A 12,695-nucleotide genomic window follows, 5' to 3' on the forward strand; every position below is an offset into this window, starting at 1 on the left:
GCCGAGGGCGCCAAGCAGCAGATGCCGGCGCGCCGCAAGGCGCGCAAGCGGGCGCTGGACGTGCTCTACGAGGCCGACCTGCGGGACCGGCCCCCGGTGGAGGTGCTCGCCGGTTACCTCGAACGCATCGAGAAGCCGCACCCGGAGCACCTGCCGTACGCGGTCGGCCTGGTCGAGGGGGTGGCCGCCCACCTCGACCGGATCGACGAGTTGATCGCCAGCTACGCCGAGGGCTGGACGCTGGACCGGATGCCGGCGGTGGACCGCAACCTGGCCCGCATCGCCGTGTACGAGTTGCTCTATGTCGACGAGCTCGACGACGCGGTGGCGATCAGCGAGGCCGTCGAGCTGGCCCGGCAGATGTCGACCGACGACTCGCCGCGCTTCCTCAACGGGGTGCTCGGCCGCATCGCCGAGTACGCCACCCGCTAGGCGGCACCGGCGGCCCGCCCGCCTGGGCCGCCTCGGCGAACCGCCAGCCCGCCGGCCGGCGGGAGACGACGAGAAGGGGGCCCACGCCGAACGGCGCGGGCCCCCTTCGTCGATCGCGGATCAGGAGGCGAAGAACGCCCTCGGGTCGGCGACGAGCACGTTGTGCTCGGTGAGGCGCTCGATCAGGCCCGACGGCGAGGCGTCGTAGACGATCGCCAGGGCGCGCAGGTCGTCGGCGCGGATGGAGAGCACCCGACCGTTGTAGTCGCCGCGCTGCTGCTGGATGGCGCGGGCGTACCGGGCGACGTAGGCCAGCTCCTCGGAGGCCTCGTCGTAGAGCCGCTCCAGGTCCAGCACGATCTTGCTGGTGGGCTCGTGACGGACCCCGCTGCCGTCGGGCAGCAGCTCGGAGACGGGCACCCGGTAGAAGTCGGCCAGCTCGGCCAGGCGGGACACCGTGACGGCCCGGTCGCCGCGCTCGTACGAGCCGACCACCACGGCCTTCCACCGCCCGTTCGACTTCTCTTCCACCCCCTGCAGGGACAGACCCTGCTGCTGGCGGATGGAGCGCAGGCGGGCGCCCAGCGACTTGGCGTATTCAGAGGGCATTCGGACACTCCCAGTGCTGCTTGGGGTTCTCCCCGCGGTGGCTACGGAGCGTGACGGTACGGGGATTGCGACACCTGGTCAAGTGGTCGTGATCGTACCGTTGGCTACCCCGGGCGAGTTGTCCCGGTTCGCCACCCTGATCCAGGGGTCAGTGCCGGCGTCGGCCGGCCCGGTGACCGCTGGTAACGTGGCCGTGAGCCCCGGCCAGGCCGTTCACGGCCACCGGGGCGTGCCAGACATCCTTTAACGACCCGTCCCGTGAGGCGGGGAAGGAGGTCCGCCGTGGCCTACCCACCGGCTGCCCCCGCATCACCACCGCGGCAACCCTCGGTGAAGGTGATCCTCACCGCAGCGGACGTCTCGCGGGTGGTGGACCGCATCGCACATCAGGTGCTGGAGAAGACCCAGGGCGCCGCCGACACCGTGCTGCTCGGCATCCCCACCCGGGGGGTTCCGCTGGCCAGACGCCTCGCCGCCCGGATCAGCACCTTCGAGGGCATCGCCGTGCCGGTCGGTGTGCTCGACATCACCCTCTACCGCGACGACCTGCGCCGCAACGGCGTCCGTGCGGTCGGCCCGACCCAGGTGCCGCCCAGCGGCATCGACGGCAAGCGGGTCGTCCTCGTCGACGACGTGCTCTTCTCCGGCCGCACGGTCCGGGCCGCCCTGGACGCGCTGGGCGACCTCGGCCGCCCCGCCTCGGTGCAGCTCGCCGTGCTGGTCGACCGGGGCCACCGGCAGTTGCCGATCCGCGCCGACTACGTGGGCAAGAACATCCCGACCTCGCTGGCCGAGAACGTGCGGGTCACCCTCGCCGAGACCGACGGCGTCGACGAGGTGCGGCTCTTCGCCGGCGCACCGACCGCCAGCGCGAGCGGCCCGGCCACCGACGAGAGGCCAGCCCGGTGAGCGCGAGGAGTGCAGCGCAGCGGAGCCCCGCAGTCGCGAACGAGAGGCCAGCCCGGTGAGCGCGAGGAGTGCAGCGCAGCGGAGCCCCGCAGTCGCGAAGCAAAGGCGGCCCGGCCAATGATCAAGCATCTGCTCTCCGGCGCCGACCTGGACGCCGCCACCGCCACCCAGATCCTCGACACCGCCGCCGAGATGGCCACCGTGGCCGGGCGCGAGGTCAAGAAGCTGCCCGCGTTGCGCGGGCGGACCGTAGTGAACCTCTTCTACGAGGACTCCACCCGGACCCGGATCTCCTTCGAGGCGGCGGCGAAGCGGCTCAGCGCCGATGTGATCAACTTCTCGGCCAAGGGCTCCAGCGTGACCAAGGGCGAGAGCCTGAAGGACACCGCGCTGACCCTGCAGGCGATGGGGGCCGACGCGGTGGTCGTGCGGCACCCCGCCTCGGGTGCGCCGCACCGGCTGGCCGACTGGGTCGACGGGTCGGTGGTCAACGCCGGCGACGGCACGCACGAGCACCCCACCCAGGCGCTGCTCGACGCGTACACGATGCGTTCCCGGCTGGGCCGCATCGCCGGCCTGCACGTCGCGGTGGTCGGGGACGTGCTGCACTCCAGGGTGGCCCGCTCCAACGTGCTGCTGCTCTCCACCCTCGGCGCGAAGGTCACCCTGGTCGGCCCGCCCACCCTCATCCCGGTGGACATCGTCGCCGCCCTCGCCCCCGGCACCGACGTCTCCTACGACCTCGACGCCGTGGCGCCCGACGTGGACGTGGTGATGATGCTGCGGGTGCAGCGGGAACGGATGAACGACTCCTACTTCCCCTCCGCCCGCGAGTACGCCCGCCGTTACGGGCTCGACGGGCCGAGGATGCGCCGGCTGCCCGAGCACGCGATCGTCATGCACCCCGGGCCGATGAACCGGGGCATGGAGATCACCTCGGAGGTCGCCGACTCGCCCCGCTCCACCATCGTCGAACAGGTCGCCAACGGGGTCTCCGTGCGGATGGCCGTCCTCTACCTGCTGCTCGGGGGGAACAACCAGTGACCGCGTACCTGATCACCGGCGTGAGCGTCGTCGGCGCCGAGCCGTGCGACCTGCTGATCCGCGACGGCGTCGTCGCCGCCGTCGGCGCGGGGCTGAGCGCGCCGGACGCCACCGTCGTCGACGGTGCCGGGCTGGTCGCCCTGCCCGGACTGGTCGACCTGCACACCCACCTGCGCGAGCCGGGCCGCGAGGACGCCGAGACCGTCGAATCGGGTTCCCGGGCGGCGGCGCTCGGCGGGTACACGGCGGTCTGCGCGATGGCCAACACCTCCCCGGTCGCCGACACCGCCGGGGTGGTCGAGCAGGTCTGGCGGCTGGGCCACCAGGCCGGGCTGGTCGACGTGCAGCCGATCGGGGCGGTCACCGTCGGCCTGGCCGGCGAGCGCCTGGCCGAGCTGGGCGCGATGGCCGACTCGGCGGCCCGGGTGCGGATCTTCTCCGACGACGGGCACTGCGTGGCCGACCCGCTGCTGATGCGCCGGGCGTTGGAATACGTCAAGGCGTTCGACGGGATCATCGCCCAGCACGCCGAGGAGCCCCGGCTCACCGAGGGCGCGCAGATGCACGAGGGGGAGGTCTCCACCCGGCTCGGGCTGACCGGCTGGCCGGCGGTCGCCGAGGAGGCGATCATCGCCCGGGACGTGCTGCTGGCCGAGCACGTGGGTAGCCGGCTGCACGTCTGCCACGTCTCCACCGCCGGCAGCGTCGAGGTGCTGCGCCAGGCCAAGGGCCGCGGCGTACGGGTCACCGCCGAGGTCACCCCGCACCACCTGCTGCTCACCGACGCGCGCGCGGAGAGCTACGACCCGGTGTTCAAGGTCAACCCGCCGCTGCGCACCGCCACCGACGTCGCCGCGCTGCGCGCCGCCCTGGCCGAGGGCGTCATCGACGTCGTCGCCACCGACCACGCCCCGCACTCGGTGGAGGACAAGGAGTGCGAGTGGGCGTACGCCCGGCCGGGGATGCTGGGGCTGGAGACGGCCCTGTCGATCGCCCTGGACGTGCTCGGCCCGCAGTGGGACCTGATCGCCGAGCGGATGTCGCGGGCCCCGGCCCGCATCGCCGGGCTCGACGGCCACGGCCTCGACCCGGCCCCCGGCGTGCCGGCCAACCTGACCCTGGTCGACCCGGCCGCCCGTCGCACCATCGAGCCGACGGAGCTGGCCAGTCGCAGTCGCAACACCCCGTACGCCCGCATGACGCTGCCGGGTCGCATCGTGGCGACCTTCCTGCGCGGCGAGCCGACGGTTCTGGACGGAAAGGCTGTCAAGTGAGCGCGAGGAATGCAGCGCAGCGGAGTCCCGCAGTCGCGAACGAAGGGCGGGCCCGGTAATGGGGAAGCGTAGACCGGCGATCCTCGTCCTCGAGGACGGGCGCACGTTCCACGGCGAGGCGTACGGCAGCGTCGGGGAGACCTTCGGCGAGGCGGTCTTCAACACCGGCATGACCGGTTACCAGGAGACCCTGACCGACCCGTCGTACCACCGGCAGGTGGTGGTGCAGACCGCGCCGCACATCGGCAACACCGGCGTCAACGACGCCGACGACGAGTCCGGCCGGATCTGGGTGGCCGGGTACGTGGTCCGCGAGCCGGCCCGCATCGGCTCGAACTGGCGGGCCACCGGGGGGCTGGAGGAGCGGCTGGCCGCCGAGGGTGTGGTCGGCATCAGCGGGCTGGACACCCGGGCGTTGACCCGGCACCTGCGCGAGCGCGGCGCGATGCGCGTCGGCGTCTCCAGCGTCGACGACGACCCGCGCGCCCTGCTGGCCCGGGTCCGGCAGGCCCCGCCGATGGTCGGCGCGGACCTCTCCGCGCAGGTGAGCACCCCTGCGCCGTACGTGGTCGACGCCGTCGGCGAGCACCGGTTCACGGTGGCCGCCCTGGACCTGGGCATCAAGCGCAACGTGCCGCGCCGGCTCGCCGCGCGCGGCGTGACCACCCACGTGCTGCCCGCCTCGTCGAGCATCGACGACCTGCTGGCCACCGGCGCGGACGCGGTCTTCTTCTCGCCCGGTCCGGGCGACCCGGCCACCGCCGACGGCCCCGTCGCACTCGCCCGGGAGGTGCTGCGCCGTCGGGTGCCGCTCTTCGGCATCTGCTTCGGCAGCCAGATCCTCGGCCGGGCGCTGGGCTTCGGCACCTACAAGCTGGGCTACGGCCACCGGGGGATCAACCAGCCGGTGCTCGACCGGGTCACCGGCAAGGTCGAGGTGACCAGCCACAACCACGGCTTCGCCGTGCGGGTGCCGGGCGCGGGGGAGGGGGCGGTCGTCCCCGATGAGGTGATCGAGACCGAGTTCGGTGGCGTCCAGGTCAGCCACGTCTGCCTCAACGACAACGTGGTCGAGGGGCTGCGGGCCCGTGACGTGCCCGCCTTCACCGTCCAGTACCACCCGGAGGCGGCGGCCGGCCCGCACGACGCGGACTACCTCTTCGACCGCTTCGCCGAGCTCATCGAGGGCCGGACCCACAGCGAGGGGCGCAGCAATGCCTAAGCGGACCGATCTCAAGCACATCCTGGTGATCGGCTCCGGGCCGATCGTCATCGGGCAGGCCTGCGAGTTCGACTACTCGGGCACCCAGGCGTGCCGGGTGCTGCGCAGCGAGGGCATCCGGGTCAGCCTGGTCAACTCCAACCCGGCGACCATCATGACCGACCCGGAGTTCGCCGACGCCACGTACGTCGAGCCGATCACCCCGGAGTTCGTCGAGCTGGTCATCGCCCGGGAGCGCCCCGACGCGCTGCTGGCCACCCTGGGCGGGCAGACCGCGCTGAACACCGCGGTCGCCCTGCACAGCGCGGGCGTGCTGGAGAAGTACGGCGTGGAGCTGATCGGCGCGAACATCGACGCCATCAACCGGGGCGAGGACCGGCAGCTGTTCAAGGAGGTGGTGGCGCGCGCCGGTGAGCGCATCGGCCTGCCCGACCCGACCGGCCTGGTGCCGCGCTCACGGGTCTGCCACTCGATGGACGAGGTCGAGGCCACCGTCGCCGAGCTGGGCCTGCCGGTGGTGATCCGGCCCTCGTTCACGATGGGCGGGCTGGGCTCCGGCATGGCGCACACCGACGCCGACCTGCACCGCATCGCCGGCGCCGGGCTGGCCGCCAGCCCGGTGCACGAGGTGCTCATCGAGGAGAGCGTGCTCGGCTGGAAGGAGTACGAGCTCGAGCTGATGCGCGACCGCCGCGACAACGTGGTGGTGGTCTGCTCGATCGAGAACGTCGACCCGATGGGCGTGCACACCGGCGACAGCGTCACCGTGGCCCCGGCCATGACGCTGACCGACCGGGAGTACCAGAGCCTGCGTGACCTGGGCATCGCGGTGCTGCGCGAGGTCGGGGTGGACACCGGCGGCTGCAACATCCAGTTCGCGGTGAACCCGGCCGACGGCCGGATCGTCGTCATCGAGATGAACCCCCGGGTGTCGCGCTCCTCGGCGCTGGCGTCGAAGGCGACCGGTTTCCCGATCGCGAAGATCGCCGCGAAGCTGGCCATCGGCTACACCCTGGACGAGATCCCCAACGACATCACCCGCAAGACCCCGGCGGCGTTCGAGCCGACCCTGGACTACGTGGTGGTGAAGATCCCCCGCTTCGCGTTCGAGAAGTTCCCCGGCGCGGACCCGGAGCTGACCACCACCATGAAGTCGGTGGGCGAGGCGATGAGCCTGGGGCGCAACTTCACCGAGGCGCTGAACAAGGCGATGCGCTCGATGGAAACCAAGTCAGCTGGTTTCTGGACCACCCCGGACCCGCAGGGCGCGACCCTGGAGAACACCCTCGCCGCCCTGGCCACCCCGCACGACGGCCGGCTCTACACCGTCGAGCGGGCGTTGCGGCTCGGCGCGTCGATCGCCGAGGTCACCGCCGCCTCCGGCGGGATCGACCCGTGGTTCCTGGATCAGATCGCCGGGCTGGTGGAGCTGCGGGCGGAGATCGTGGACGCCCCGGTGCTCGACGCCGACCTGCTGCGTCGGGCCAAGCGGGCGGGCCTGTCCGACCGCCAGCTCGCCGCGCTGCGCCCGGAACTGGCCGCCGAGGACGGCGTCCGCACCCTGCGACACCGCCTGGCGGTCCGGCCGGTCTACAAGACGGTGGACACCTGCGCCGCCGAGTTCGAGGCGAGCACCCCCTACCACTACTCGACGTACGACTCGGAGACCGAGGTCGCGCCGTCGGCCCGACCCAAGGTGCTCATCCTGGGCTCCGGGCCGAACCGGATCGGTCAGGGCATCGAGTTCGACTACTCCTGCGTGCACGCGGTGATGGCGCTGCGGGAGGTCGGCTACGAGACCGTGATGATCAACTGCAACCCGGAGACCGTCTCCACCGACTACGACACCGCCGACCGGCTCTACTTCGAGCCGCTGACCTTCGAGGACGTCCTGGAGGTGTGGCACGCCGAGGACTCGTCGGGGCGGGCGGCCGGCGGGCCGGGCGTGATCGGGGTGGTCGTGCAGCTCGGCGGGCAGACCCCGCTGGGGCTGGCGCAGCGGCTCAAGGACGCCGGCGTGCCGGTGGTCGGCACCTCGCCGGAGTCGATCCACCTGGCCGAGGAGCGCGGCGCGTTCGGGGCGGTGCTGCACCGGGCCGGCCTGCGCGCCCCGGCGCACGGCATGGCCACCTCGTACGACGAGGCCAGGGCCATCGCCGAGGAAATCGGCTACCCGGTGCTGGTGCGCCCGTCGTACGTGCTGGGCGGTCGGGGCATGAAGATCGTCTACGACGACCCGACGCTGCGTGACTACATCGACCAGGCCACCGACATCTCCCCGGACCACCCGGTGCTGGTGGACTGCTTCCTCGACGACGCCATCGAGATCGACGTGGATGCGCTCTGCGACGCCGACGGCGAGGTCTACCTCGGCGGGGTGATGGAACACATCGAGGAGGCCGGCATCCACTCCGGCGACTCGTCCTGCGTGCTGCCGCCGATGACGCTGGCCGGCCCGCACCTGGCCGAGGTGCGCCGCTACACCGAGGCGATCGCCCGGGGCGTGGGCGTGCGCGGCCTGCTCAACGTCCAGTACGCCCTCAAGGACGACGTGCTCTACGTGCTGGAGGCCAACCCGCGGGCGTCGCGTACGGTGCCGTTCGTCTCGAAGGCCACGGCGGTGCCGCTGGCCAAGGCGGCGGCCCGGATCGCCCTGGGCGCGACCGTCGCCGAGCTGCGCGCCGAGGGGTTGCTCCCGCCGACCGGCGACGGCGGGACGCTGCTGACCGACGCGCCGATCGCGGTGAAGGAGGCGGTGCTGCCGTTCAAGCGGTTCCGCACCCCGTCCGGTCAGGGCGTCGACTCGCTGCTCGGCCCGGAGATGAAGTCCACCGGCGAGGTGATGGGCATCGACAAGCACTTCGGGCACGCCTTCGCCAAGAGCCAGTCCGCCGCGTACGGGTCGCTGCCCGTCGAGGGGAAGATCTTCGTCTCGGTGGCCAACCGGGACAAGCGCGGCATGATCTTCCCGATCAAGCGTCTGGCCGACCTGGGCTTCCAGATCGTCGCCACCGCCGGCACCGCCGAGGTGCTGCGCCGGCACGGCATCGGCTGCGAGCAGATCCGCAAGCACTACGAGTCCGGCGCGGGCGAGGACGCGGTCTCGATGATCCTCAACGGCGAGGTGGCGCTGGTGGTCAACACCCCGCAGGGTTCCGGGGCGAGCGCCCGCGCGGACGGCTACGAGATCCGTAGCGCGGCCGTGGCAACCGACATCCCCTGCATCACCACGGTCCCGGGCGTGTCGGCGGCCGTGATGGGCATCGAGGCCCGGCTGCGCGGCGACATGACCGTCCAACCCCTGCAGGAACTGCACGCCACGCTGCGGGCTGCCCAGTGACCGCAGGCGTCGGCCGGGGGTGCGGGCGGTGATGTTCGAGCGCGCGGTGCGGCCCTGGCTGTTCCGGGTCGGGGGCGGCGACGCCGAGGCGGCGCACGAGTGGACGCTGCGGCGGCTGGCGGCCGTGTCCCGGTCGCCGGTGGCCCTGGCCGCGCTGCGGGCCCGCTACGCCGTGGCGGCGCCCCGCACGGTCTTCGGGGTGCGCTTTCCCAATCCGGTGGGGCTGGCCGCCGGGATGGACAAGGACGGCGCGGCGCTGCCGGCGTGGCCGGCGCTGGGCTTCGGCTTCGTCGAGGTCGGCACCGTCACCGCGCACGCCCAGCCGGGCAACCCCCGGCCCCGGCTGTTCCGGCTGCGCGACAGCGAGGCCGTGGTCAACCGAATGGGCTTCAACAACGCCGGGGCGCAGGCCCTGGCCGACCGGCTGGCGGCGCTGCCCCGCCCGATCGGGGTGCCGTTGGGGATCTCGCTGGGCAAGTCCAAGGTGACCCCGCTGGCCGAGGCGGTGGGCGACTATCTGGCCTCCTACCGGGCGCTGCGCGGGCACGGGGACTACTTCGCGGTCAACGTCTCGTCGCCGAACACCCCCGGGCTGCGCTCGTTGCAGGACCGTTCCCACCTGGACGCGCTGCTGGCGGCCCTGGTGGGGGAGAAGCCGGTGCTGGTGAAGATCGCCCCCGACCTGACCGAGCCGGCCATCGCCGAGCTGCTGGAGGTATGCCTGGCCCGGGGCGCGGCCGGGGTGATCGCCACCAACACGACCCTGGCCCGCGACGGCCTGGCCCCGGCCGACCGGGCAGCGGGGGCGCAGACCGGCGGGCTCTCCGGCCGGCCGCTGGCCGCCCGCGCCCGGCGGGTGGTCTCCTTCGTCCACACCGAGACCGGCGGTCGGCTGCCGGTGGTCGGGGTGGGCGGCATCGTCGACCCCGACGACGCCGCCCGCATGTTCGACGCCGGGGCGTCGCTGGTGCAGCTCTACACCGGCTTCATCTACCGGGGTCCGACCCTGGTCCGGTCGGTGGCCCGCACGGCCGGCCGGGCCCCGTGACACCCGAGGAGATCCTCGCCGTCGACCGGGAGCACGTGTGGCACCCGTACGCGCCGCTGCCGGCCGCCACGCCGCCGTACCTGGTGCGCAGCGCCCAGGGGGTGCGGCTGCGGCTGGCCGACGGCCGGGAGCTGGTGGACGGGATGTCGTCGTGGTGGGCGGCGATCCACGGCTACCGGCATCCGGTGCTGGACGCGGCGGTCACCGACCAGCTCGGCCGGATGAGCCACGTGATGTTCGGCGGGCTGACCCACGAGCCGGCGGCGCGGCTGGCCGCCACGCTGGTCGAGCTGGCCCCCGACGGGTTGGAGCGGGTCTTCCTCTGCGACTCCGGGTCGGTGGCCGTCGAGGTCGCGGTGAAGATGTGCCTGCAGTACCAGCGGGCCGTCGGGCGCCCGCAGCGGCGGCGGCTGGGCACCTGGCGGGGCGGTTACCACGGCGACACGTTCCACCCGATGAGCGTCTGCGACCCCGAGGGCGGCATGCACCACCTCTGGGGCGACGTGCTGCCCCGGCAGGTCTTCGCGCCGGTCCCGCCGGCCGGCTTCGACACCCCGCCCGACCCGGCGTACCTGGCGGAGCTGACCGACGCGGTCGAGCGGCACGCCGACGAACTGGCCGCGGTGATCGTGGAGCCGGTGGTGCAGGGCGCGGGCGGGATGCGCTTCCACCACCCGGCGTACCTGCAGGCGCTGCGCGAGGTCACCCGCGCCCACGGGGTGCTGCTGGTCTTCGACGAGATCGCCACCGGCTTCGGCCGCACGGGCACCATGTTCGCCGCCGAGCACGCCGGGGTGAGCCCGGACGTGCTCTGCGTCGGCAAGGCGCTCACCGGCGGCTACCTGACGCTGGCCGCCGCGCTCTGCACGGCGGAGGTGGCGTGGGGGATCTCCCGCGACGGCGTCCTGGCGCACGGCCCGACGTTCATGGGCAACCCGCTCGCCTGTGCGGTCGCCAACGCCTCCATCGGCCTGCTGCGGGCCGGTGACTGGGCCGCCGAGGTGTCGAGGGTGGGTGCCGGCCTGCGGGCGGGCCTGGAGCCGCTGCGCGACGCGCCGGGGGTCGCCGACGTGCGGGTGCTGGGCGCGATCGGCGTGGTGCAGCTCGATCACGAGGTGGACGTGCCCCGGGCCACCGCCGCCGCGGTCGAGCGGGGGGTCTGGCTGCGGCCGTTCCGCGACCTGGTCTACACCATGCCGCCGTACGTCACCGACGACGCCGACGTCGCCCGGATCGCGGCCGGGATCGCCGCCGCGGTGGCGGTGGGCTGACCGCCCGGCGGGGCCGCGCCGCCCGGTGCGGCGCGACCCGGCCCGGTCGGCGGCCGGGAGGACCGCCGTGGGGCCCGGCGGGTCCGGGTGGGGCCGGCGGCGGTCGGTCTGGCGGCCGGCGGCGGCGCGGGTACGCGTGGCGGGAGTCGCCGCGCTCAGCAGAGGTCGAGAGGGAGGAATCGGATGGAGAGCTTCGGTGGCCGGTTGTGGCGGGCGGTGGCGGAGCGCGGGCCGCTCTGCGTGGGCATCGACCCGCACCCGGGGCTGCTGGCCCGGTGGGGGCTGGCGGACGACGTGGACGGGCTGGAGCGTTTCAGCCGCACCGTGGTGGAGGCCCTCGGCGACCGGGTCGCGGTGGTCAAACCCCAGTCCGCGTTCTTCGAGCGGTTCGGTTCACGCGGCGTGGCGGTAATGGAGTCAACTATCCGACAGTTGCGCGAAGCCGGCTCGCTCGTTCTTCTCGACGTCAAGCGTGGGGACATCGGTTCGACCGTCGCGGCGTACGCCTCCGCGTACCTCGATCCATCCAGCCCCCTGTATGTCGACGCGATCACGGCGAGCCCCTACCTGGGAGTAGGTTCCCTCGCCCCGATGTTCGAGCGCGCCGCCGCGCACGGCGGCGGAGTGTTCGTTCTGGCGCTGACGTCCAATCCCGAGGGTGCCGCCGTGCAGCGCGCCCGCGGCGCCGACGGGCGCACCGTCGCGCAGACCGTGATCGATGAGATTGCCCAGCTCAACCGGGGTGCGCAGCCGCTCGGAAGCATCGGTCTGGTGGTCGGGGCGACCATCGGCGAGACGGGTCACGACCTCTCCGCCGTGCACGGTCCACTGCTCGCGCCGGGGCTCGGCGCGCAGGGCGCGACGGCGGCGGATCTGCGTACCGTCTTCGGCTCCGCCCTGCCGGCGGTGCTGCCGTCGTACTCCCGCGAGGTGCTGCACGCCGGACCCGATCCGGCGGCGCTGCGGGCCGCCGCCGAGCGGGTCCTGAACGAGTGCCGGGCGGCCCTGGGCGGACCGGCGACTGAGTGAAGGCTCGGTCCTGTTGCCCCGTCCGCCGCGTGCCCACGTTGCCGAATGCGCCCGCGAACGCTAGTTTTCCCCGCGCTGGGAACCACGGACCCCTTCGGTTCCCGGCGATCCACGTTTCACAACTGCGGCGTGGTGTCCCGCCCGTCGCTAGGGACCTGAGGAGAACTGGTGCCCCTCCCGTCACTGACCCCCGAACAGCGCGCAGCCGCGCTCGAAAAGGCTGCGGAGATCCGCAAGGCCCGTGCTGAGCTGAAGGAGCAGCTCAAGCAGGGAAAGACCACCCTCGCCTCCATCCTCGAGCGCGCCGAGTCCGACGACGTCGTCGGCAAGCTCAAGGTCTCGGCCGTCCTGCAGGCGATGCCGGGCATCGGCAAGATCCGGGCGACCCAGATCATGGAGAAGCTCAAGATCGCCGACAGCCGGCGGCTGCGCGGCCTGGGCGAGCAGCAGCGCAAGGCGCTGCTGGCCGAGTTCGCTTCGAACTGACCGCGGCGGTTCGCCGTCACCTGCGCACGGC

The 12,695-nt window shown here is 73.1% G+C and carries 11 protein-coding genes; 10 read left to right on the top strand and 1 reads right to left on the bottom strand.

All coding sequences use genetic code 11. The features are described from left to right. Positions 1-21 precede the first annotated feature (21 nt). Complete coding sequence (gene nusB, locus ACLQ2V_RS20160; RefSeq protein WP_425720129.1) at positions 22-432, top strand: transcription antitermination factor NusB; 411 nt, start codon at positions 22-24, stop codon at positions 430-432. A 120-nt stretch (positions 433-552) separates the two neighbouring features. Here nusB and ACLQ2V_RS20165 read toward each other — a convergent pair whose 3' ends face one another. Beyond that, positions 553-1,041, bottom strand: coding sequence for a transcriptional regulator (locus ACLQ2V_RS20165; RefSeq protein ID WP_425720073.1), 489 nt, complete (start codon positions 1,039-1,041; stop codon positions 553-555). A gap of 282 nt (positions 1,042-1,323) precedes the next feature. On the opposite strand from ACLQ2V_RS20165, the gene pyrR reads away from it, so the two are divergent. The 9 genes from pyrR (at position 1,324) to mihF (ending at position 12,664) form a co-directional block, all read left to right on the top strand. Then, the gene (gene pyrR, locus ACLQ2V_RS20170; protein ID WP_425720074.1) at positions 1,324-1,950 is read left to right on the top strand and encodes a bifunctional pyr operon transcriptional regulator/uracil phosphoribosyltransferase PyrR; all 627 of its coding nucleotides are present in this window, start codon (positions 1,324-1,326) and stop codon (positions 1,948-1,950) included. A 117-nt stretch (positions 1,951-2,067) separates the two neighbouring features. Beyond that, positions 2,068-2,994, top strand: a complete 927-nt coding sequence (locus ACLQ2V_RS20175; protein WP_425720075.1) for an aspartate carbamoyltransferase catalytic subunit — start codon at positions 2,068-2,070, stop codon at positions 2,992-2,994. Next, the gene (locus tag ACLQ2V_RS20180; RefSeq protein ID WP_425720076.1) at positions 2,991-4,268 is read left to right on the top strand and encodes a dihydroorotase; all 1,278 of its coding nucleotides are present in this window, start codon (positions 2,991-2,993) and stop codon (positions 4,266-4,268) included. Before ACLQ2V_RS20175 ends, ACLQ2V_RS20180 begins: the two co-directional genes overlap by 4 nt. Positions 4,269-4,326: 58 nt before the next feature. After that, positions 4,327-5,490, top strand: a complete 1,164-nt coding sequence (carA, locus tag ACLQ2V_RS20185; RefSeq protein ID WP_425720077.1) for a glutamine-hydrolyzing carbamoyl-phosphate synthase small subunit — start codon at positions 4,327-4,329, stop codon at positions 5,488-5,490. After that, positions 5,483-8,830: a carbamoyl-phosphate synthase large subunit gene (carB, locus tag ACLQ2V_RS20190; RefSeq protein WP_425720078.1), complete on the top strand. Its 3,348-nt coding sequence runs from the start codon at positions 5,483-5,485 to the stop codon at positions 8,828-8,830. Before carA ends, carB begins: the two co-directional genes overlap by 8 nt. A 28-nt stretch (positions 8,831-8,858) precedes the next feature. Further along, complete coding sequence (locus tag ACLQ2V_RS20195) at positions 8,859-9,878, top strand: quinone-dependent dihydroorotate dehydrogenase (protein WP_425720079.1); 1,020 nt, start codon at positions 8,859-8,861, stop codon at positions 9,876-9,878. After that, entirely contained in the window at positions 9,875-11,149 is a 1,275-nt protein-coding gene (locus ACLQ2V_RS20200) for an adenosylmethionine--8-amino-7-oxononanoate transaminase (RefSeq protein ID WP_425720080.1), read from the top strand. Before ACLQ2V_RS20195 ends, ACLQ2V_RS20200 begins: the two co-directional genes overlap by 4 nt. Positions 11,150-11,332: 183 nt before the next feature. Further along, positions 11,333-12,178, top strand: coding sequence for an orotidine-5'-phosphate decarboxylase (gene pyrF, locus ACLQ2V_RS20205; protein ID WP_425720081.1), 846 nt, complete (start codon positions 11,333-11,335; stop codon positions 12,176-12,178). 168 nt (positions 12,179-12,346) lie between these two features. After that, positions 12,347-12,664: an integration host factor, actinobacterial type gene (gene mihF / locus ACLQ2V_RS20210; protein WP_425720082.1), complete on the top strand. Its 318-nt coding sequence runs from the start codon at positions 12,347-12,349 to the stop codon at positions 12,662-12,664. Positions 12,665-12,695: the final 31 nt, after the last annotated feature.

Origin of the sequence: Micromonospora sp. DT233 (assembly GCF_049841815.1) — a bacterium.
Classification (GTDB): Bacteria; Actinomycetota; Actinomycetes; order Mycobacteriales; family Micromonosporaceae; genus Micromonospora.